The organism is Mesorhizobium sp. P3_A2 (genome assembly GCF_056403115.1).
This window is the reverse complement of the sequence record NZ_JBFUGC010000026.1, coordinates 1-22,252: the sequence shown is the minus strand read 5'-3', so window position 1 is coordinate 22,252 and position 22,252 is coordinate 1. Positions and strand designations below refer to the sequence as shown.

The 22,252-nt window shown below is 62.1% G+C and carries 18 protein-coding genes and 1 tRNA gene; 2 read left to right on the top strand and 17 right to left on the bottom strand.

Features of this window, described 5'->3' with window-relative positions; genetic code table 11:
- Position 1 precedes the first annotated feature (1 nt).
- The 4 genes from tuf to rpsL form a co-directional block, all read right to left on the bottom strand.
- On the bottom strand, positions 2 to 1,177 hold the full coding sequence (tuf, locus tag AC1DXM_RS31340) for an elongation factor Tu (protein ID WP_214472503.1): 1,176 nt from the start codon (positions 1,175 to 1,177) through the stop codon (positions 2 to 4).
- A gap of 100 nt (positions 1,178 to 1,277) precedes the next feature.
- Entirely contained in the window at positions 1,278 to 3,368 is a 2,091-nt protein-coding gene (fusA, locus tag AC1DXM_RS31335; RefSeq protein ID WP_112566712.1) for an elongation factor G, read from the bottom strand.
- 30 nt (positions 3,369 to 3,398) lie between these two features.
- Positions 3,399 to 3,869, bottom strand: coding sequence for a 30S ribosomal protein S7 (gene rpsG, locus AC1DXM_RS31330; protein ID WP_008875664.1), 471 nt, complete (start codon positions 3,867 to 3,869; stop codon positions 3,399 to 3,401).
- 64 nt (positions 3,870 to 3,933) lie between these two features.
- Positions 3,934 to 4,305 carry a 30S ribosomal protein S12 gene (gene rpsL / locus AC1DXM_RS31325; RefSeq protein WP_006333356.1) on the bottom strand — a complete coding sequence of 124 codons (372 nt, stop codon included), beginning with the start codon at positions 4,303 to 4,305 and terminating at the stop codon, positions 3,934 to 3,936.
- Between the two features lie 474 nt (positions 4,306 to 4,779).
- On the opposite strand from rpsL, the gene AC1DXM_RS31320 reads away from it, so the two are divergent.
- Together AC1DXM_RS31320 and AC1DXM_RS31315 are read left to right on the top strand one after the other, a co-directional pair.
- Positions 4,780 to 5,061 (top strand): transcriptional regulator, encoded by a 282-nt coding sequence (locus tag AC1DXM_RS31320; protein ID WP_112566715.1) that lies wholly within the window; start codon positions 4,780 to 4,782, stop codon positions 5,059 to 5,061.
- Positions 5,062 to 5,176: 115 nt separating this feature from the next.
- A complete protein-coding gene (locus AC1DXM_RS31315; protein ID WP_477239365.1) occupies positions 5,177 to 6,112 on the top strand; it encodes a Gfo/Idh/MocA family protein in 936 nt (311 codons plus the stop codon).
- Positions 6,113 to 6,142: 30 nt separating this feature from the next.
- On the opposite strand, the gene AC1DXM_RS31310 is transcribed toward AC1DXM_RS31315, so the two are convergent.
- The 13 genes from AC1DXM_RS31310 to AC1DXM_RS31250 form a co-directional block, all read right to left on the bottom strand.
- Positions 6,143 to 6,808 (bottom strand): O-methyltransferase, encoded by a 666-nt coding sequence (locus AC1DXM_RS31310; protein WP_477239363.1) that lies wholly within the window; start codon positions 6,806 to 6,808, stop codon positions 6,143 to 6,145.
- Between the two features lie 77 nt (positions 6,809 to 6,885).
- Positions 6,886 to 11,082 carry a DNA-directed RNA polymerase subunit beta' gene (gene rpoC / locus AC1DXM_RS31305; RefSeq protein ID WP_477239361.1) on the bottom strand — a complete coding sequence of 1,399 codons (4,197 nt, stop codon included), beginning with the start codon at positions 11,080 to 11,082 and terminating at the stop codon, positions 6,886 to 6,888.
- Between the two features lie 133 nt (positions 11,083 to 11,215).
- A complete protein-coding gene (gene rpoB, locus AC1DXM_RS31300) occupies positions 11,216 to 15,352 on the bottom strand; it encodes a DNA-directed RNA polymerase subunit beta (protein WP_112566723.1) in 4,137 nt (1,378 codons plus the stop codon).
- 243 nt (positions 15,353 to 15,595) lie between these two features.
- Positions 15,596 to 15,973: a 50S ribosomal protein L7/L12 gene (gene rplL / locus AC1DXM_RS31295; protein WP_091586446.1), complete on the bottom strand. Its 378-nt coding sequence runs from the start codon at positions 15,971 to 15,973 to the stop codon at positions 15,596 to 15,598.
- A gap of 54 nt (positions 15,974 to 16,027) precedes the next feature.
- Complete coding sequence (gene rplJ, locus AC1DXM_RS31290; RefSeq protein ID WP_112566726.1) at positions 16,028 to 16,546, bottom strand: 50S ribosomal protein L10; 519 nt, start codon at positions 16,544 to 16,546, stop codon at positions 16,028 to 16,030.
- A gap of 392 nt (positions 16,547 to 16,938) precedes the next feature.
- Entirely contained in the window at positions 16,939 to 17,637 is a 699-nt protein-coding gene (rplA, locus tag AC1DXM_RS31285; protein WP_112566728.1) for a 50S ribosomal protein L1, read from the bottom strand.
- A 4-nt stretch (positions 17,638 to 17,641) separates the two neighbouring features.
- On the bottom strand, positions 17,642 to 18,070 hold the full coding sequence (rplK, locus tag AC1DXM_RS31280; protein ID WP_112566731.1) for a 50S ribosomal protein L11: 429 nt from the start codon (positions 18,068 to 18,070) through the stop codon (positions 17,642 to 17,644).
- A gap of 173 nt (positions 18,071 to 18,243) precedes the next feature.
- On the bottom strand, positions 18,244 to 18,771 hold the full coding sequence (gene nusG, locus AC1DXM_RS31275; protein WP_006333333.1) for a transcription termination/antitermination protein NusG: 528 nt from the start codon (positions 18,769 to 18,771) through the stop codon (positions 18,244 to 18,246).
- Positions 18,772 to 18,798: 27 nt separating this feature from the next.
- On the bottom strand, positions 18,799 to 19,002 hold the full coding sequence (secE, locus tag AC1DXM_RS31270; RefSeq protein ID WP_023667439.1) for a preprotein translocase subunit SecE: 204 nt from the start codon (positions 19,000 to 19,002) through the stop codon (positions 18,799 to 18,801).
- Between the two features lie 367 nt (positions 19,003 to 19,369).
- A tRNA-Trp gene (locus AC1DXM_RS31265) sits at positions 19,370 to 19,445 on the bottom strand.
- Between the two features lie 160 nt (positions 19,446 to 19,605).
- Positions 19,606 to 20,088 (bottom strand): group II truncated hemoglobin, encoded by a 483-nt coding sequence (locus AC1DXM_RS31260; RefSeq protein ID WP_477239356.1) that lies wholly within the window; start codon positions 20,086 to 20,088, stop codon positions 19,606 to 19,608.
- Between the two features lie 99 nt (positions 20,089 to 20,187).
- The gene (locus AC1DXM_RS31255) at positions 20,188 to 21,846 is read right to left on the bottom strand and encodes a COG3904 family protein (RefSeq protein WP_477239354.1); all 1,659 of its coding nucleotides are present in this window, start codon (positions 21,844 to 21,846) and stop codon (positions 20,188 to 20,190) included.
- Positions 21,847 to 22,004: 158 nt separating this feature from the next.
- Positions 22,005 to 22,252, bottom strand: a 248-nt coding sequence (locus AC1DXM_RS31250) for an EF-Tu C-terminal domain-related protein (protein ID WP_461435615.1), incomplete at its 5' end; no start/stop codon positions are given.

The following is a 22,252-nucleotide window of genomic DNA, read 5'->3' as shown; positions in this document are numbered from 1 at the left end:
ATTATTCTTTGATGGTGACGACGATGCCGGCACCGACGGTGCGGCCGCCTTCACGGATGGCGAAGCGCAGCTTCTCTTCCATGGCGATAGGCACGATCAGCTCGACATCGACCGTGATGTTGTCGCCGGGCATAACCATTTCGGTGCCTTCCGGCAGCGACACGATGCCGGTCACGTCGGTCGTGCGGAAGTAGAACTGCGGACGGTAGTTGGTGAAGAACGGCGTGTGACGGCCACCTTCGTCCTTGGTCAGGATGTAGGCTTCGGCCACGAACTTCTTGTGCGGCTTCACCGTGCCCGGCTTGGCCAGAACCTGGCCGCGCTCGACACCTTCACGGTCAACGCCGCGCAGCAGCGCGCCGATGTTGTCGCCGGCCTGGCCCTGATCGAGCAGCTTGCGGAACATCTCGACGCCGGTGCAGGTCGTCTTGGTCGTCGGACGGATGCCGATGATTTCCAGTTCCTCGCCGACCTTGACCACGCCACGCTCGACGCGGCCGGTCACGACCGTGCCACGGCCCGAGATCGAGAACACGTCTTCGATCGGCATCAGGAACGGCTTGTCCAGCGGACGAACCGGCGTCGGGATGTAGGCATCGACCTGAGCCATCAGCTCGCGGATCGCGTCTTCGCCGATCGTCTTGTTCGAATCTTCAAGAGCCGCAAGCGCCGAACCCTTGACGATCGGAATGTCGTCGCCGGGGAATTCGTTCTTGGTCAGCAGCTCGCGCACCTCGAGCTCGACCAGTTCGAGCAGCTCGGCGTCGTCGACCTGGTCGACCTTGTTCAGGAACACCACGATCGACGGCACGCCGACCTGACGGGCCAGCAGGATGTGCTCGCGGGTCTGCGGCATCGGGCCGTCGGCAGCCGACACGACCAGGATCGCGCCGTCCATCTGCGCGGCACCGGTGATCATGTTCTTCACATAGTCGGCATGGCCGGGGCAGTCGACGTGGGCGTAGTGGCGGTTGGCCGTCTCGTATTCGACGTGAGCCGTCGAAATGGTGATGCCGCGGGCCTTCTCTTCCGGCGCCGCATCGATCTGGTCGTAGCGCTTGTATTCGCCAAAATACTTCGTGATCGCCGCCGTCAGCGACGTCTTGCCATGGTCAACGTGACCAATCGTGCCGATGTTCACATGAGGCTTAGTGCGCTCGAATTTACCTTTTGCCACTGTGGTTCTCCGTCTTACTCGTCCCGCTTGGGGAAATTGATATTCGCTCTATCCGTCCCGGAAACGCGCAAGAATTGCGGTTCCGGTGGCACAGGCATTCTTACGCGTACTTTTTCTGGACTTCCTGGGCCACCGCCGTAGGGACCGGCTCATAGTGATCGAACTGCATCGTGTAGGCCGCACGGCCCTGGCTCATCGAGCGCAGGTTGTCGACGTACTTGAACATGTTGGCCAGCGGCACCATCGCGTTGATCACGACAGCCACGCCACGCGCTTCCTGGCCCTGGATCTGGCCACGACGGCCGTTGAGGTCGCCGATGACGCTGCCGACATAGTCTTCCGGCGTCACGACTTCGACCTTCATGATCGGCTCGAGCAACTGCACGCCAAGCTTGGGCGCGGCTTCACGGAAGCAGGCGCGGCCGGCGATTTCGAACGCCAGGACACTGGAGTCGACATCGTGGTAAGCGCCGTCGATGAGCGTCGCCTTGACGCCAATCATCGGGAAGCCGGCGAACGGGCCCGACGTCATGACGCTGTTGATGCCCTTTTCGACACCCGGGATGTATTCCTTCGGAACCGCACCGCCGACGATCTTCGATTCGAACTCGAACTCCGAGCTCTCCGGATTCGGCTCGAACAGCAGCTTGACGCGGGCGAACTGACCGGTACCGCCGGTCTGCTTCTTGTGCGTGTAGTCCTGCTCGTGCTTGCGGGTGATCGTCTCGCGATAGGCCACCTGCGGCGCGCCGACATTGGCCTCGACCTTGAACTCGCGACGCATGCGGTCGACGATGATGTCGAGGTGAAGCTCACCCATGCCCGAGATGATGGTCTGGCCGCTTTCCTCGTCGGTCTTGACGCGGAAGGACGGATCTTCGGCGGCCAGACGGTGAAGGGCGAGGCCCATCTTTTCCTGGTCGTTCTTGGTCTTCGGCTCGATGGCGATCTGGATGACCGGATCGGGGAATTCCATGCGCTCGAGGATGACCGGGTGCAGCGGATCGCTAAGCGTATCGCCGGTGGTCGTGTCCTTCAGGCCAGCCAGAGCAACGATGTCGCCGGCAAAAGCCTCTTCGACGTCGGCGCGCGAATTCGCATGCATCTGCAGCATGCGGCCGATGCGCTCTTTCTTGCCCTTGACGGTGTTGTCGAGCGAGACGCCCTTGGTCAGCTTGCCCGAATAGATGCGAGCAAAGGTCAGCGAGCCGACGAACGGGTCGTTCATGATCTTGAAGGCCAGCATCGACAGCGGCTCGTTGTCGTCCGCATGACGCTCGATCTCGGCGTCGGTCTTGGCGTCGACGCCCTTGATGGCAGGAACGTCGGCCGGCGACGGCAGATATTCGACAACGGCGTCGAGCAGCGGCTGCACGCCCTTGTTCTTGAAGGCCGAGCCGCAGAACATCGGGAAGAACTTGACCGCGATGGTACCCTTGCGGATCAGCGCGCGGATCTCGTCATTCGACGGCATCTTGCCTTCGAGGTAATTTTCAAGCGCCGTCTCGTCCATTTCGACGGCGGCTTCGATCATCTTCTCGCGGAATTCCTCGGCTCGCGCCTTGAGGTCGGCCGGGATCTCGACGACGTCCCAGGCAGCGCCCAGCGTCTCGTCGCGCCAGACCAGCGCGTTCATCTCGACGAGGTCGACGACACCCTTGAATTCGGTCTCGGCGCCGATCGGCAGCTGCATGACGACGGCATGCGCACCGAGGCGCGAACCGATCATCTCGACCGAGCGGTAGAAGTCGGCACCGATCTTGTCCATCTTGTTGCAGAAGATCATGCGCGGAACGCGATACTTGTCGGCCTGGCGCCAGACAGTCTCGGTCTGCGGCTCTACACCGGCATTGGCGTCGAGCAGCGCGATGGCGCCGTCGAGCACGCGCAGCGAACGCTCGACTTCGATGGTGAAGTCGACGTGTCCGGGAGTGTCGATGATGTTGAAGCGGTACATCTTGCCGTCACGGCCCTTCCAGAAGGTCGTGGTGGCGGCCGACGTGATGGTGATGCCGCGTTCCTGCTCCTGCTCCATCCAGTCCATGGTGGCAGCGCCGTCGTGCACTTCGCCGATCTTGTGCGACTTGCCCGTGTAATAGAGGACGCGCTCGGTGGTCGTCGTCTTGCCGGCGTCAATATGCGCCATAATACCGAAATTGCGGTAGTCTTCGATTTTATATTCGCGGGCCATCGTGGATGCCTTCTCAGTCTCGTTCGCGCTTTACCAGCGGTAGTGCGCGAAAGCGCGGTTGGCTTCTGCCATCTTGTGGGTGTCTTCACGCTTCTTCACGGCCGTGCCGCGGTTGTTGGCCGCGTCCATCAGCTCGCCGGAGAGGCGGTCGACCATCGTGGTCTCGTTGCGGTTGCGCGCGGCTGCAATCAGCCAGCGGATCGCCAGTGCCTGACGGCGCTCGGGGCGCACATCGACCGGAACCTGGTAGGTGGCGCCGCCGACGCGACGCGACCGGACTTCCACATGCGGCGCGACATTGTCGAGCGCCTGATGGAAAACGGTGACCGGCTCCTGCTTGGTCTTCGACTGAACCTGGTCGAGCGCGCCGTAGACGATGGTCTCGGCGACCGACTTCTTGCCGTCATACATGACGGCGTTCATGAACTTGGTAACGATCAGATCGCCGAACTTCGGATCCGGGTTGATCTCACGCTTTTCTGCACTGTGACGACGGGACATGGCTTTTGTCTCTCAATCTTTCATAGCCCGGCGCTGTCAAAAAAAGCGCCGAAGCCGGAAAACCTTACTTCGGACGCTTCGCACCGTATTTCGAACGGCGCTGCTTGCGGTTCTTCACGCCCTGCGTGTCGAGCACGCCGCGGATGATGTGGTAGCGCACGCCCGGAAGATCCTTGACGCGACCGCCGCGGATCATGACCACGGAGTGTTCCTGAAGGTTGTGACCTTCGCCGGGGATGTAGCCGATCACTTCAAAGCCGTTGGTCAGGCGGATCTTGGCCACCTTGCGCAGTGCCGAGTTCGGCTTCTTCGGCGTCGTTGTATAGACGCGCGTGCAGACGCCCCGCTTCTGCGGGTTCTGCTGCATGGCCGGGACCTTGTTGCGCTTCACCGGCGCAATGCGCGGCTTGCGGATCAGCTGGTTGACGGTAGGCATTAAACCCTCTTGTCTCTCAATTCCGTGTCTCGCCCGGTCAGGGCCGCTCAAAGCGTCAATTCCATACGCAAATTCGGGCCATAAACCGCGCCTCGCGGTCCTGCCCGAACAAAATGCAGAGGAAGCGGAAACCGCCTCATGCGCGCCGGAAATGTCTTTTCGCTCGTAAAACGAACCCTGTTTGAGGCAAACTCCAAAGCGTGTCGCTTCGGAAGGGAGAGCCTCACATCGGTTCTGACTGGGCGGCTTCTACTCGCAAGACCGTGAACCGTCAACCCCGGCACGCCAAATATTGCGCGCTGACCAAGGCTTGGCAGCCATGCGAAAAACGCATGTAATTTTCTTTCTTAAGTTTGCAAGGGGAAGGAAGAAAGTGACCGGCTTGCGGCTGTCCTGCACCGCCGCTTCGTGGCAAAAGGCGCCATGGACAGCCCCAAACCCCTTGCCCGCCCGAATCTCAAGAGGAATCAGCCCGTGAACGACAATGAGGAGCGCCCGGTCACCATCATCACCGGCCGCGTCTGGAAAAAGAAGGGCGGCAAGCCGGAAGGCGTCCATGTGATGCTGGTTGCCCCCGACGACGATTCGGCCGTGCGCCGTGCCCTCGAATCGCTCGCCGCCGAAGGCTATGCCGAGGCCGAGCTCGACCAGATCGGCGACATGGAGGGCGAGCCCGACGATGAGCCGCATCTGTCGGCCTTCCAGGGCGCACTCGAAGGCGAAGTATCGATCGTGACGTTCGAGGTCCCGCTGTAAGCCTGAGAATCGGGTTCGGCTCGCACTTGTCACCGCGCCGGCTTGCCCGGCACCGGTTCTCTGCTAAGAACCAGGCAACTTAAGAACAGCCCAAATTCCAATCTGCGGAGTCCCCATGTCCTCCAACAATGGTCCCATCAAGCTCGGCATCGTCGGCGTCGGCAAGATCGTGCGCGACCAGCATCTGCCGGCGGTGGCCAAAGATGGGGATTACCGCCTGATCGCCGCCGCCAGCCGGCACGGCAAGGTTGATGATATCCCGAACTTCCCGACCATAGAGGCGATGCTCGACGCGGTGCCCGAACTCGAGGCCGTGTCGCTGTGCATGCCACCGCAGTATCGCTACGACGCTGCGCGCACGGCACTGATCGCGAAAAAGCATGTCTTCCTCGAAAAGCCGCCGGGCGCCACCGTCAGCGAGGTCGAGGATCTGAAGCGGCTGGCGCAAGCCAATGGGGTTACGCTGTTCGCCAGCTGGCATTCGCGCTACGCGCCGGCGGTAGAGGCCGCGCGGACTTTTCTGAGCTCAGCCAAAATCAGTTCGGCGGCAATCGTCTGGAAGGAAGATGTCCGCCGCTGGCACCCCAACCAGGACTGGATCTGGGCCCCGGGCGGTTTCGGTGTTTTCGATCCCGGCATCAACGCGCTGTCGATCGTGACACACATCCTGCCGGCAATGTTCATCACCTCGGCGGTGCTCGACTTTCCCGAAAACCGCGCCTCTCCGGTTGCCGCCCATGTCAATTTCCGCACCTCCGATGGGTTGCCGGTGACGATGGAACTCGACTGGCTGCAGACCGGCCCGCAGAGCTGGGACATCCTGGCAGACACCGATAAAGGCAAGATGGTGCTGTCCGGCGGCGGCACCAGGCTGGCCGTCGACGGCAAGGTGGTTCACGACGAGCCGGAGGCCGAATATCCTGAACTCTACCGCCGCTTCGCCGAGACCGTGCGCGCCGGCATTTCCGATGTCGACCTGGCACCCCTCCAGCACGTCGCCGACGCCTTTATGCTCGGCAAGCGCAATGTGGTGGAAGCGTTCTTCGACTGAGCTGAGCGACAGACCCCGCTGCCGATAGCCTTACTCGACGATCGCAATGGCAAAGCCATCATAGCCCTTGGCGCCGACGGTCTGGATGGCGGTGCCGTCCAGGCGCTTCTCACCGCCGATGAAGGAGAACGCGGCGCGCGCGCCTTCGACATAGGCGTCACGGCCATCGTCGTTGAGCACCGTACCGTCTCGGACGACGTTGTCGCAGATGATAACTGTGCCTGGCCGCGACAGCCGCATCGCCCATGACAGATAGTTGGGATTGTTCGGCTTGTCGGCGTCGATGAAGATCAGGTCGAACGGACCGGCATTTTCAGCAGCCAACGTCTCAAGCGACTGCAGCGCCGGACCGGTTCGCAGGTCGACCTTGTCCGACACCCCTGCCCGCTCGAAATTCGAACGCGCGACCTTTGCGTGGTGTGGATCGAGTTCAAGCGTCACGACCTTGCCGTCGGCCGGCAGCCCCCTTGCCATCCAGATGGTCGAGTAGCCGCCAAGCGTGCCGATCTCCAGCACCTTCCTGGCACTGCTGATGTGCACCAGAAGCGACAGCAGCTTGCCCTGCGCGGCCGAGACGTCGATCGCCGGCAGGCCCTGTTTGCGATTGGTTGCGATCACCGCGTCAAGCACGGGATCCGCTTCGAACAGCGAGGAGACGATGTAGTCGTCGACAGCCGTCCAGGTCTTGTTGCTCATGGTGCTTCCTCTTTCGTAAGGCCAAAACGCGAAAAGGGGCCGCTTGGGCCCCTTTCCTTCTTCTCGTCCGACCGCGCTTACTGCGCGGCGTTGACCATGTCAGTCAGCATCGGATCGGCGACTTCGACACCGGAGGCCTTGCGGCGCTCGTCGATGATCAACTCGTCGCGCGAGGTGGCGATGCGCCGGATCTGGCTCATCGTGCCGCCGGTACCGGCCGGGATCAGTCGGCCGACGATGACGTTTTCCTTCAGGCCCTGCAGCATGTCGGTCTTGCCTGCAACCGCAGCTTCCGTCAGCACCCTGGTCGTCTCCTGGAAGGAGGCGGCCGAGATGAAGGACGGCGTCTGCAGCGAGGCCTTGGTGATGCCGAGCAGCACCGGCTGGCCTTCGGCCGGCTTCTTGCCGTCCTCGATCAGGCGCTCGTTGACCTCTTCCAGTTCGATCACGTCCACGTGGTCGCCCGGAATGTAGGTCGAGTCGCCCTGCGTGGTGATCTCGACCTTCTGCAGCATCTGGCGAACGATCACCTCGATGTGCTTGTCGTTGATCGACACGCCCTGCAGACGGTAGACTTCCTGGATTTCGTTCACGAGGTAGGAAGCAAGTGCCTCCACGCCCTTGATCGCCAGGATGTCGTGCGGCGCCGGATTGCCGTCGAGGATGTAGTCGCCCTTCTCGATGACGTCGCCGTCCTGGAGATGGAACGGTTTGCCCTTCGGGATCAGGTATTCGACCGGCTCAAGCGTCGAATCATGCGGCTCGATGATGATGCGGCGCTTGTTCTTGTAGTCGCGGCCGAAGCGGATCGTGCCATCGATCTCGGCGATGATGGCGTGATCCTTCGGACGGCGTGCCTCGAACAGTTCGGCAACACGCGGCAGACCGCCGGTGATGTCCTTGGTCTTGGCGCTTTCCATCGGGATACGCGCCAGCACGTCGCCGGGACGAACCTGCGAACCCGGCTCGACCGAGAGAATGGCCTCGACCGAGAGCAGGAAGCGGGCGTCGCCGCCCTTCGACAGCTTGCCGACCTTGCCCTTGCCATCCAGGATGGCAATTGCCGGCTTGAGGTCGTTGCCGCGCGGCGTCGAACGCCAGTCGATGACCTCACGCTTGGTGATGCCCGTCGACTCGTCGGCCGTTTCCTGAACGGAAATGCCGTCGACCAGATCCTCATACGCCACCTTGCCCTCGATTTCGGTGAGGACCGGGCGGGTATAGGGATCCCACTCGGCGATACGCTGGCCGCGCTTCACCTTGTCGCCATCGTCCACGAAGATACGCGAACCATAGGTGACGCGGTGCGTGGCGCGTTCCTTGCCGGCCTCGTCGAGGATCAGCACCGCCATGTTGCGGCCCATGACCATCTGCTGGCCGTCCGAGTTGCGCACCACGTTGCGGTTGCGGATCTCGACCTTGCCCTCATACGAGGCTTCAAGGAACGAGCTGTCCACCACCTGCGCCGTGCCGCCCATGTGGAAGGTACGCATGGTGAGCTGGGTGCCCGGCTCGCCGATCGACTGCGCCGCGATGACGCCGACCGCTTCGCCCTGGTTGACCGGGGTGCCGCGGGCCAGATCGCGTCCGTAGCAGACCGCGCAGACGCCGACCCTGACTTCGCAGGTCAGTGCCGAACGGATGCGGACCGACTGCACGCCGGCCTTTTCGATCTGCTCCACGTCACGCTCGTCCATCAGCGTTCCGGCCTTGACCAGAACCTCGCCGGTCACCGGATGGTTGATGTCGTCGAGCGCGGTACGGCCCAGCACGCGCTGGCCGACCGAAGCGACGACCTGACCGGCATCGACGATCGGCTGCATGGTGAGGCCCTTGTCGGTGCCGCAATCCACGGAGTTGACGATGCAGTCCTGCGCCACGTCGACCAGACGACGGGTGAGGTAACCCGAGTTCGCCGTCTTCAAGGCGGTGTCGGCCAGACCCTTGCGGGCGCCGTGGGTCGAGTTGAAGTACTCGAGCACGGTCAGGCCTTCCTTGAAGTTCGAGATGATCGGCGTCTCGATGATTTCACCCGACGGCTTGGCCATCAGGCCGCGCATGCCGGCGAGCTGGCGCATCTGGGTGGGCGAACCACGCGCACCCGAATGCGACATCATGTAGATCGAGTTCATCGGCTTCTGACGGCCATTGTCCTCGAACTCGACCGCCTTGATGCGGGCCATCATTTCGTCGGCGACCTTTTCCGAGCACTTGGCCCAGGCGTCGACGACCTTGTTGTACTTCTCGCCCTGCGTGATCAGACCGTCATTGTACTGCTGCTCGTATTCCTTGGCCAAAGCCTCGGTGTCGGAGACCAGCTTGATCTTGGCGTCCGGGATCAGCATGTCGTCCTTGCCGAACGAAATGCCGGCGCGGCAGGCATGGCCGAAGCCGAGAGCCATGATGCGGTCGCAGAAAATGACCGTCTCCTTCTGACCGCAATGGCGGTAGACGGTGTCGATCATCTTGGAGATGTTCTTCTTGGTCATCTCCTGGTTGGCGGTCTCGTAAGGCACGTTGACGTTCTTCGGCAGAAGTTCGCCGATGATCATGCGGCCAGGCGTGGTGTCGTAGATCTTCGACACGACCTTGCCTTCGGCGTCGACCGACCGGAAACGACCCTTGATCTTGGCGTGCAGGGTGACAGCCTTGGTCTCGAGCGCATGCTGGAGTTCGCCCATGTCGGCAAACACCATGCCTTCGCCCGGCTCGTTCTGGTTCACGATCGAGAGATAGTAGAGACCCAGGACCATGTCCTGCGACGGCACGATGATCGGCGCGCCGGAAGCCGGGTGCAGGATGTTGTTGGTCGACATCATCAGCACGCGGGCTTCAAGCTGAGCCTCGAGCGACAGCGGCACGTGAACAGCCATCTGATCGCCGTCGAAGTCGGCGTTGAAGGCCGTGCAGACCAGCGGATGCAGCTGGATCGCCTTGCCTTCGATCAGGATCGGCTCGAACGCCTGGATGCCCAGGCGGTGCAGCGTCGGCGCGCGGTTCAACAGAACCGGATGCTCGCGGATGACCTCGTCGAGGATATCCCAGACTTCCGGACGCTCTTTCTCGACCAGCTTCTTGGCCTGCTTGACGGTCGAGGAGAAACCCTTGGCGTCGAGGCGGGCGTAGATGAAGGGCTTGAACAGTTCGAGCGCCATCTTCTTGGGCAGGCCGCACTGGTGCAGCTTGAGCTCCGGACCGGTGACGATGACCGAACGGCCCGAATAGTCGACGCGCTTGCCGAGCAGGTTCTGGCGGAATCGGCCCTGCTTGCCCTTCAACATATCGGACAGCGACTTCAACGGACGCTTGTTGGCGCCGGTGATGACGCGGCCGCGACGGCCGTTGTCGAACAGTGCGTCGACAGCTTCCTGCAGCATGCGCTTTTCATTGCGCACGATGATGCCGGGCGCGCGCAGTTCGATCAGCCGCTTCAGGCGGTTGTTGCGGTTGATGACGCGGCGATAGAGATCGTTCAGGTCGGACGTAGCGAAACGGCCGCCGTCCAGCGGGACAAGCGGGCGCAGGTCCGGCGGGATCACCGGAACCACCTTCATGATCATCCATTCCGGACGGTTGCCGGATTCCATGAAGTTCTCGACGACCTTGAGCCGCTTCAGATACTTCTTCTGCTTCAGCTCGGACGTGGTCGAAGCCAGTTCCGAACGCAGGTCGCCGGCGATCTTCTCCAGGTCCATGCCGGCCAGGAGGTCATGAATGGCCTCGGCGCCGATCATGGCGGTGAACGAGTCCTCGCCATACTCGTCGACGGCGATCATGTACTCTTCCTCGCTGAGCAGCTGGTGCTCCTTCAGCGCGGTGAGGCCAGGCTCGGTGACGATGTAGTTCTCGAAGTAGAGGACGCGCTCGATGTCCTTGAGCGTCATGTCGAGCAGCGTGCCGATGCGCGACGGCAGCGACTTCAGGAACCAGATGTGAGCGACCGGTGCTGCCAGCTCGATATGGCCCATGCGCTCGCGGCGAACGCGCGACAGCGTGACTTCGACGCCGCACTTCTCGCAGATGACGCCCTTGTACTTCATGCGCTTGTACTTGCCGCACAGGCATTCATAGTCCTTGATCGGGCCAAAAATGCGCGCGCAGAACAGACCGTCACGCTCCGGCTTGAAGGTGCGGTAGTTAATGGTCTCCGGCTTCTTGATCTCGCCGAACGACCAGGACAGAATCTTCTCAGGGCTGGCGAGCGATATCCGGATGGAATCGAACACCTGCGCCGGCGCCTGCGGATTGAAGAGATTCATGACCTCTTGGTTCATGCCGTTCTCCTTTTCGGGGTCCTCGAAAACCCCTTGCATCTAACGCGGGCCAAATGCCCGCTGAGTGGTCGGCCCACCGGCCGTAGAATATGGTGCATCCGGCCGCGGACTCCCGCGACCGGATGTCTTGTTCTTACTCGGCCGCGTCGGGCAGCCGGACAGGGTTGTCGTCAAGCTTGGTGTTCTCCAGCTCGACATTGAGGCCGAGAGACCGCATTTCCTTGACGAGCACGTTGAAGCTCTCCGGAATGCCGGCTTCGAACGTGTCGTCGCCGCGCACTATCGCCTCGTAGACCTTGGTGCGGCCGGCGACGTCGTCCGACTTCACCGTCAGCATTTCCTGCAGCGTGTAGGCGGCGCCGTAGGCTTCCAGTGCCCAGACCTCCATTTCGCCGAAGCGCTGGCCGCCGAACTGCGCCTTGCCGCCCAGCGGCTGCTGGGTAACGAGCGAGTACGGACCGATCGAACGCGCGTGGATCTTGTCGTCCACCAGGTGGTGAAGCTTGAGCATGTAGATATAGCCCATCGTCACCTTGCGATCGAACGGCTCGCCGGTGCGTCCGTCATAGAGCTGCGACTGACCGCTGGTGTGCAGGCCCGCCTGCTCCAGCATTATGTTGATGTCGACCTCATGCGCGCCGTCGAACACCGGTGTCGCGATGGAGACGCCGCGGCGCATCTGCTCGCTGAGGCGAACGATGCTCTCGTCGTCATACTCGCGGACCGGCTCGTTGCGGTCGTTGGCCGGGATGAAACTCTCGAGCGTCTTGCGCAGCGGCTTGATGTCTCCAGCCGTCTTGTACGCGTCGATCAGCTCGCCGATCTTCTTGCCCATGCCTGCGCAGGCCCAGCCCAGATGCGTTTCCAGGATCTGGCCGACATTCATGCGGCTCGGCACACCCAGCGGGTTGAGCACGATATCGGCATGCGTGCCGTCCTCGAGGAAAGGCATGTCCTCGACCGGAACGATGCGCGACACGACACCCTTGTTGCCGTGACGGCCGGCCATCTTGTCGCCCGGCTGCATCTTGCGCTTCACCGCCACGAAGACCTTGACCATCTTCATGACACCCGGAGGCATTTCGTCGCCGCGCTGGACCTTCTCGACCTTGTCCATGAAGCGCTGCTCGAGCGCCTTCTTGGAGTCGTCGTACTGGCCACGCAGGGCTTCGAGTTCGCTCTGGAGCTTTTCGTTCTCCACCGCAAACTGCCACCACTGCGAACGCGGATACTCATCCAGCGTGTCCTTCGACAGCTTCGAACCCTTCTTGAAGCCCTTCGGGCCGGCAATCGCTTCCTTGCCGACGAGGACGTCGGAAAGGCGCGAATAGACGTTGCGGTCGAGGATCGCCTGTTCGTCGTCACGGTCCTTGGCGAGGCGTTCGATCTCCTCGCGTTCGATCGCCATGGCGCGCTCGTCCTTCTCGACGCCGTGGCGGTTGAACACGCGCACTTCGACGACGGTGCCGAAGGTGCCCGGAGGCATGCGCATCGAGGTATCGCGAACGTCGGACGCCTTTTCACCGAAGATTGCGCGCAGAAGCTTCTCTTCCGGCGTCATCGGGCTTTCGCCCTTCGGCGTGATCTTGCCGACCAGGATGTCGCCCGGCTGCACTTCCGCGCCGATGTAGACGATGCCGGCTTCGTCGAGGTTCTTCAGCGCTTCTTCCGAAACGTTCGGAATGTCGCGCGTGATTTCCTCCGGCCCGAGCTTGGTGTCGCGGGCCATGACCTCGAACTCCTCGATGTGGATCGAGGTGAAGACGTCGTCGGCCACGATGCGCTCGGAGAGCAGGATCGAGTCCTCGTAGTTGTAGCCGTTCCACGGCATGAACGCGACCAGCACGTTGCGGCCGAGCGCCAGATCGCCGAGCTCCGTCGACGGACCGTCGGCGATGATGTCGCCCTTGTTGACGCGGTCGCCCATGCGCACCAGCGGACGCTGGTTGATGCAGGTGTTCTGGTTCGAACGCTGGAACTTCATCAGCCGGTAGATGTCGACGCCCGACTTGCCGGGATCGAGATCTTCCGTGGCGCGGATGACGATACGCGTCGCGTCCACCTGGTCGACGATGCCGCCGCGGCGGGCGCCGATGGCGGCGCCCGAGTCACGGGCAACGATCGGCTCCATGCCGGTGCCGACAAACGGCGCTTCGGCGCGCACCAGAGGCACGGCCTGACGCTGCATGTTGGAGCCCATCAGCGCGCGGTTGGCGTCGTCGTTCTCGAGGAACGGGATCAGGGCCGCGGCCACAGACACCATCTGCTTCGGCGACACGTCCATCAGATCGACGTTTTCGCGCGGCGCCATCATCACTTCGCCGGCGCTGCGGCAAATGACGAATTCGTCGACGAAACCACCGTTCTTGTCGAGTTCGGCATTGGCCTGCGCAACGTGGTGCTTGGACTCTTCCATAGCGGAGAGATAGACGACCTCATTGGTCAGCTTGCCGTTGACGATCTTGCGGTACGGGCTTTCGATGAAGCCGTACTTGTTGACGCGCGCGAAGGTCGCCAGCGAGTTGATCAGACCGATATTCGGGCCTTCCGGCGTCTCGATCGGGCAGATGCGGCCGTAATGCGTCGGGTGCACGTCGCGCACCTCGAAGCCGGCGCGCTCGCGGGTCAGACCGCCCGGTCCAAGCGCCGACAGGCGGCGCTTGTGGGTGATCTCCGACAGCGGGTTGGTCTGGTCCATGAACTGCGACAGCTGCGAGGAACCGAAGAACTCGCGCACGGCGGCAGCCGCCGGCTTGGCGTTAATCAGGTCCTGCGGCATCACCGTATCGATCTCGATCGAGGACATACGCTCCTTGATCGCGCGCTCCATGCGCAGCAGGCCGACGCGGTACTGGTTCTCCATCAGCTCGCCGACAGAACGCACGCGGCGGTTGCCGAGATTGTCGATGTCGTCGATCTCGCCCTTGCCGTCGCGCAATTCGACCAGCGTCTTGACCACGGCCAGGATGTCGTCCTTGCGCAGCACGCGCACGGTGTCCTCGGCCTTGAGCTCAAGGCGCATGTTCATCTTGACGCGGCCGACGGCCGACAAATCGTAGCGCTCGCTGTCGAAGAACAGCGAGTTGAACATAGCTTCGGCGGTTTCAAGCGTCGGCGGCTCGCCCGGGCGCATGACACGATAGATGTCGAACAGCGCGTCCTGGCGGCTCTCGTTCTTGTCGACGTTGAGCGTATTGCGGATATAGGCGCCGACATTGACGTGGTCGATGTCGAGAACCTTGATTTCCTGCTCGCCAGTGCCGAGCAGCACCTTCAGCGTCTTCTCGTCGATCTCGTCGCCGGCTTCGAGGAAGATCTCGCCGGTGCCGTAATTGACGATGTCTTCGGCCAGGTAGTTGCCGAGCAGATCCTCGTCGGTCGCCTTGATCGCCTTCAGACCCTTTTCGCCAAGCGCCCTTGCCTGGCGGGCGGTGATCTTCTTGCCCTGCTCAACGACGATCTCGCCAGTGTCGGCGTCGACCAGGTCGCCGACAGCCTTGAGGCCGCGGAAACGCTCGACGTTGAACGGAATGCGCCAGTGGTCGCCGGCGCGCTTGTACGTGATCTTGTTGTAGAAGGTCGACAGGATCTCTTCGCCGTCCATGCCAAGCGCCATCAACAGCGACGTCACCGGAATCTTGCGGCGGCGGTCGATGCGGGCGTGCACGACGTCCTTGGAATCGAACTCGATGTCGAGCCACGAACCGCGATAGGGGATGACGCGCGCGGCAAACAAAAGCTTGCCCGACGAGTGCGACTTGCCCTTGTCGTGGTCGAAGAAGACGCCCGGGGAACGGTGCATCTGCGAGACGATGACGCGCTCGGTGCCGTTGACGATGAAGGTGCCGTTCAAGGTCATGAGCGGCATGTCGCCCATGTAGACGTCCTGCTCCTTGATGTCCTTGATCGACTTGGCGCCGGTATCCTCGTCGATATCGAACACGATGAGGCGCAGCGTCACCTTCAGCGGCGCGGCATAGGTCAGGTCGCGCTGACGGCATTCGTCAACGTCGAATTTCGGTCCTTCGAACTCGTACTTCACGAACTCCAGCATCGAGGAGCCGGAAAAATCGGAAATCGGGAAGACCGACTTGAAAACAGCCTGCAGCCCTTCGTCCGGACGGCCGCCCTTGGGCTCGTCCACCATCAGGAACTGGTCATAGGATGCCTTTTGAACCTCGATCAGGTTCGGCATCTCCGCAACTTCCGGGATCTTTCCGAAGAACTTGCGTACGCGTCTGCGGCCATTGAAAGTCTGGGTCTGGGCCATCGTCGCTCCTTAGCTCTAAACTCGGGACGAGCCTCGCCGCGGCTCGCCTTGCATACTGAGCCGCCTGGGCAGCGGCCCTCTGTCTGTTTCTCCGGCAGGCTGCCGGCTAAAACGGGAGAAAACCCGTTTCCTGAAGGCCGGTTTCGGCCCTCAGGAAAGAGGTTCCCGTACATCTCGCGCTACGCGTTCTCCCTTGACACGAAGGGAGTGGCGGACGGCGCGAGGCCGCCCGCCGCTTTACGCTTACTTCAGGTCAACCTTGGCGCCGGCTGCTTCCAGCTGGGCCTTGAACTTCTCGGCGTCAGCCTTGGAAACGCCTTCCTTGACCGGCTTCGGAGCTGCTTCGACCAGATCCTTGGCTTCCTTGAGGCCCAGGCCGGTGATGGCGCGGACTTCCTTGATGACGTTGATCTTCTGAGCGCCTGCCTCGGTGAGGACGACGTCGAATTCCGTCTTTTCCTCGGCCGGAGCAGCAGCAGCGGCACCACCGCCGGCAGCGGCAACCGCCACCGGAGCAGCAGCCGAAACGCCCCACTTTTCTTCAAGAAGCTTCGACAGCTCGGCCGCCTCGAGGACGGTCAGCTTCGAAAGGTCGTCTACGATCTTTGCCAGATCAGCCATTGTTGTATTCCTTCATCAGGTTCGAACGTGTGTTTGTGATAGCGAGGAACGGCCTCATGCCGCCTCGTCCTTCCGGGCGTAAGCGCCGATGACGCGCGCGACCGAAGCCGCTGGCGCATTGACGATCTGGGCGATCCGGGTTGCCGGCGTGGCGATCATGCCAACCAGCTTGGCGCGCAGCTCATCGAGCGACGGAAGTGTGGCGAGTGCCTTCACACCGTCGGCGTTGAGCGAGGTGGTGCCCATTGCGCCGCCGAGAATGACCAACTTGTCATTTCCCTTGGCGAAATCGGACGCGACCTTCGGCGCCGCAATCGGATCCTCCGAATAAGCGATCAGCGTCTGTCCCTTGAACAGGTCGATGATCGATGCGGAGTCCGTGCCCTGAAGAGCGATTTTGGCGAGACGGTTCTTCGCGACTTTGACGGTGCCACCGGCAGCGCGCATTTTCGACCGAAGGTCGTTCATTTGCGCGACGGTGATACCGGCGTAGTGGGCCACGACGACTGAACCAGCGCCTGCAAAAGCACCATTCAGGCCCGTGACGAGTTCGCGTTTTTCCGCTCTGTCCACTGCCTATCTCCAGTTGACCCCTGCCCCATCAATGGGAACATTCCCATTTAGAGGACAGGCGTCGGGTTGCCTTTTTGCCGGCCGGGCCATCCAGTAACGGATCTCCCGAACGACGCTCGAGGATCCTGCCCCCTTTCGCCACATCGACGGCAAGCCGGCGATGCGCAGACAAAAGGCAAACACGGTTCGAACCCTTCATTGGAGCAGTCGCTCCGTTGTCAGGTTTTCACCCGTCTCATGCAGGCCCAATTCAATTAAGGCTTCTGGGCCGCCTGCAATCTCGGACAGGATGTCCGGAAGCCTCTCGGCTTCCGGTACCGGGCCGCCGACAAGTCGGAGGCCCGGAATTCACTTGCGGATCAGCGCTTTAGCGGCCGATCCAAATGTTCGTATCAGGACGCTGCGAGCGTCGAGACGTCGAGCTTGAGGCCCGGGCCCATCGTCGAGGTGACCGACACCTTCTTGACGTAGTTGCCCTTGGCGCCAGCCGGCTTCGCCTTGGTCACGGCATCGGCGAAAGCGCGGATGTTTTCTTCCAGCGCCTTGACGTCGAACGAGACCTTGCCGACGCCAGCCTGCACGATACCGGCCTTCTCGACACGGAACTCGACAGCGCCGCCCTTCGATGCCTTGACGGCGGCTGCGACGTCGGTGGTGACGGTGCCGACCTTCGGGTTCGGCATCATGCCGCGCGGGCCGAGCACCTTGCCTAGACGGCCGACCAGCGGCATCATGTCCGGTGTGGCGATGCAGCGATCGAAGTCGATCGTGCCCTTCTGGACGATCTCGACCAGATCCTCGGCACCGACGATGTCGGCGCCGGCGGCCTTGGCTTCCTCAGCCTTGTCGCCACGTGCGAACACGGCGACACGGACCGAGCGACCGGTGCCGTTCGGCAGGTTGACCACGCCGCGGACCATCTGGTCGGCGTGACGCGGGTCGACGCCGAGGTTCATCGCGACTTCGATGGTCTCGTCGAACTTCACCGTCGAACGGTCCTTGAGCAGCTTCAGCGCTTCACCCAGGGCATAAGCCTTGTTGGGGTCGATGCCTTCGCGGGTCTTCGATACACGCTTTGCAAGTTTTGCCATGATCTCAGCCCACCACTTCCAGACCCATCGAACGGGCGGAGCCCTCGACCATGCGCATGGCCGCTTCGACGTCGTTTGCGTTCAGATCCTTCATCTTCTGCTCGGCGATGGCGCGCACCTTGTCGCGGCCGATCGTGCCGACCTTGACCTTGCCCGGCTCCTTGGAGCCCGACTTCAGGTTCGCAGCCTTCTTCAGGAAGTAGCTCACCGGCGGCGTCTTCATGACGAAGGTGAACGACTTGTCCTGGTAGTAGGTGATGACGACCGGAATCGGCGATCCCTTTTCCATTTCCTGGGTCTGCGCGTTGAACGCCTTGCAGAATTCCATGATGTTGATGCCGCGCTGACCAAGCGCCGGGCCGATCGGGGGCGACGGCGTAGCCGAGCCCGCGGCAACCTGGAGCTTGAGCTGGCCTGCAATTTTCTTAGCCATCTCTTTCCTGCCTTTGTCTCATGCCGATCCCACTATCGGGGAATGCCGGCGGTTGCAGTCTGGTGGTGCGGTTCGCGCGGCCGGCTAAAGCCACATTCGCCTCCCACCCGTTCATGGCCGCGCATTTTCGCGCCGCCTCCCCTTGCCGGCGAACCGGCATGGGGTTTTTCGGATCAGCCCTTTTCGACCTGTCCGAATTCCAGATCGACGGGCACGGCGCGCCCGAAGATCGAAACTTCCACCTTGAGCCGCGCCCGCTCCTCGTCCACTTCCTGAACGAAACCGTTGAACGACGCGAACGGACCGTCCGAAACGCGGATCGCCTCGCCGATCTCGAAGGTGACCGAGGGCTTGGGCCGCTCGACGCCTTCCTGGACCTGGTTCAGAATCCGCTGCGCCTCGGCTTCCGTGATCGGCACCGGCTTGGAGTCACCGAGGAAGCCGGTAACCTTCGGCGTATTCTTGACCAGCGAAAACACCGCGTCGGTCAGATTGGCCTTCAGCAGCACATAGCCCGGAAAGAACTTGCGCTCGGCATCGACCTTGCGGCCGCGGCGGATCTCGACGACCTTCTCGGTCGGCACCACGATCTGCTCGATATCGGCGGACAGGCCCTTCTGCTTGGCCTTGTTCTCAATGTCCTCGGCGACCTTTTTTTCAAAGTTCGAATAGGCGTGGACGATGTACCACCGCGCGGTCATTTCAAGACTTCTCCGTAATCGCCGGACTTAATGGCCGAGGCTCAATAACCGCTCGATCGCGTAGCCCATGGCCACGTCGGCGGTGAAGAAAAAGATCATCGCGATGACCGCAAACACGAGCACCATCACCGTCGAGATCATCGTCTCCCGGCGCGAGGGCCAAGTCACCTTGGCGGTCTCCGCGCGGACCTGCTGGAGAAAGACGAAAGGATTTGTGGTTTTCGAAGCCATATGCCGCTCTGTCTTCAAGACCCGTTGGCCGGGTCTCCTGGATGATCCCGCTGGCCGGGACGTGCCGCCTGGGTTTCAAGTCGGCGCCGAATCAGCGCAACCATTTCGCCCATGCAAATCGGACGCGTAAAGCCGGCTTCCCAGCTCCACGCGTCGCGTGTCTGTTGTGTCTACATAAAACCGATTCTTGATCCACGCAAGTGGCAAGTGTCCGCTTTATGACCAAACGCCGCCTCGGAACCATCCAGTCGTTCCGTCCCGGCTATCGGGGCCTTATGCCTCAGTTTCCCTAATATGGCAAGCCACCTGCCATTTTTCAATGCGGGGGACGGGACCGAGTTCGTTCGTGAATCGCCATTTGAGAAAATGGCACGGGCAGCAGGGCTCGAACCTACGACCTGCGGTTTTGGAGACCGCCGCTCTACCAACTGAGCTATGCCCGTACGATGCGCTTGTCGGCGCAGGCGCTTCCTAAAAGCTTCCGGGCGCGCTGTAAAGAGTGGTCTGACGCGCTTTCATGTCCTTCGCCGGAAATCCGGCCAGGTAGTCGCCAGGTCTTCCCTGTCGATCGCGATTTTTTCGTCTGAGGCCGCTTGCCGGCGCTCACCCTCCGGCCGGCGGCTTGTACGGCCCGCCCGGCACACCCCAGCCCCAAGCCGGCATCGGTTCGGTCTCCGGGTCGCAGGTCTCGCCGAGGGTGGAGTTCATCTTGGCCAGCCGCGATCCCCATTCGACATAACCCATGAAGGCGGAACGGAATTCGGGATCGTCGGGCAGTCCGACCGCATCGGCTGCATCGGCAAGCAGGCTGATCCAGCGGCGGCGCTGTTCTTCCGTGAGATGCTTGCCCAGATGATGCATGACCATCTCGCGATGGCCGCCATGCTTTTCGCTATAGGTTTTGGGTCCGCCGAAGACCTCGCCGATGAAAGCCGCGACATGAGCCGGATGGTCAGGTGACATGTGCTTGAACACCGGGCCGACGACCGGGTCGCGCGCCACGCTGTCATAGAAAGTCTGGGTCAGCCGGTTGAGCGCCTCGATGCCGCCGGCCCATTCGTAGAGTGTCGGGATATCCTGGCTCATTTTCGATCCTCGCCAGCCCCGGCGCCGGCAGCGACGATAGCGGAAAAATCGCGCCTCACTCAACCTGCCTCGATGGCGAGTTCGTGAAGCCGCCACCCTCTACAATTTGGCGGGCGCTTCGGCCTGCGCGTTGGACGACGCCACCACGCGGCAATTCTCAGGTTTCGGCGCCGACTTGCAGATGCTGGAACCCGTCAGCGCATCCACCGACTGACGCCCGGTCGTAAGCCCAACCTTCAGCATCATATCAGGTTCGAGCTGACGCTCGACCGAACTGCCCTGCAGCGCCGTGAACAGAGCCGGGCTTATGGCCATCTCGTCGAGATAGGCTTTGACCGTCTGTTTCTGCCCCATCAGATAAAGGCTGAGCCGCGCCTGGGAGCCGACAAGCCGTCTGGCGCCACCCGCCAGCATGAGCGCGCAGGCCGAATCGCAGTCGCCGTCCCCGTCGACGCTCAGTCCGGCATAGGCGCCGTCCTTGGCCAGGCAATTCCACTGCGCCGGGTCGCAGCCGACGAAATCGGTGCGGGCAACGGCAACGTCGAGCTTGTTTTCATGGATGATCCGTCCCGCCGCCAGGGCGCCGAAGAGGTCACCGCCGCGCGAGCTGATCACCACCGGCAGCCGTCGGTTGCCAAGTGTGGCGAGCAATTGGCTGAGCTTCTGCGGTGTCTGAGGCGTAATCGCGCCTTGCGCCGCAATCCACTCCGGGCAGTCGGGGTTGCAGAGCGGGTTGCTGCCGCGAACCACGACAAAGCGCATGCCGTCATCGTGCTGCGCCGTTTCCGGCTTCACCGGCAGCGGCGCTGCCGTGGCCACGGCCGGCAGGCCGCCGGCCGGCTTGTTCGCCGGTATTTCGCGGCAATTCGGGGCCGGAAGGTGCAGCGTGCACAGGCTTGCGCTGGTCAGCAAATCCACTGCGTCCACGCTGGTGACCAGCTTCATCGTCAGCATGTCGCTAAGGTCGATCTGTTGGATGTCGCTGGCCGGCGTGCTCTTCATCGTTTCGACCACGCTGAGGTCGACACCCATCTCCTTGAAATAGGTGGCCAGCTTGCTCTCGACCCTCTTGCTCATTTCGTAGGTCTTGTAGCTGCCGGCATTCTTGCGGCTGACGACCTTCTTGCTAATGACCCGCTTCTTACCTTTCACGACGCGATAGCGGACTTCATATTGCACGTTCATTTGCACGACCGTGGTCGTGATCTGGTGGACGCCGAGATAGGCCAGCGGCCCGACCAGGCGCCTGGTGCCGCCGGCCAGCATCATCGGGCAAGCGGACGCGCAATAGCTGCCGAGCACATAGGGGTTGCCGAGATAGTGCGAGCCTCTGGCGTCGTTCTCCTTGCAGTTCTTCGCCCCCGGTTCGCATCCGACAAACCAGGTCCGGCCGACCGCGATGTCGAGCTTGTTCTTGCGGATCATGCGACCCATGGCGATGGCCGCATCGACATCGCCGCCGGGTGAGTTGACGACGATCGGCAATTTGCGACGGCCGAACGTTTTCAGGGCTGCCTTGAGCAGCGCCGGCGACTTGGCCGTTATTGCCCCCTCGGCCGATATCCACTCCGGACAGGTCGGTTCGCAGCCCGGCGCGTTGCTGCGCACGACGACGAACCGCATCGGCGCATCCGGGTCCGGCTCGGAATTTTTTGTCTGGCCCGCGAAGGCGGCATTGCCCATGGCAAGTAGCGACACCAGGCAGATCAGCCCCAGTGCCCGGCACGCCCAACCCTGAAAACGGTGCCGTGGAACCATCCGACCAAGCCCCTCAATAGCAACCTATACTAGTATAGGCCCAGAGACTTGCAACAGAGATTGGGACACCAAAACAGGCACATCTGGGCATCAGTCAACGAAAAAAGGCGGCCTTGAGGCCGCCTTTTCCTTGTCGATGCGGCGGATGCCGGGCTCGATTATTCTTTGATGGTGACGACGATGCCGGCACCGACGGTGCGGCCGCCTTCACGGATGGCGAAGCGCAGCTTCTCTTCCATGGCGATAGGCACGATCAGCTCGACATCGACCGTGATGTTGTCGCCGGGCATAACCATTTCGGTGCCTTCCGGCAGCGACACGATGCCGGTCACGTCGGTCGTGCGGAAGTAGAACTGCGGACGGTAGTTGGTGAAGAACGGCGTGTGACGGCCACCTTCGTCCTTGG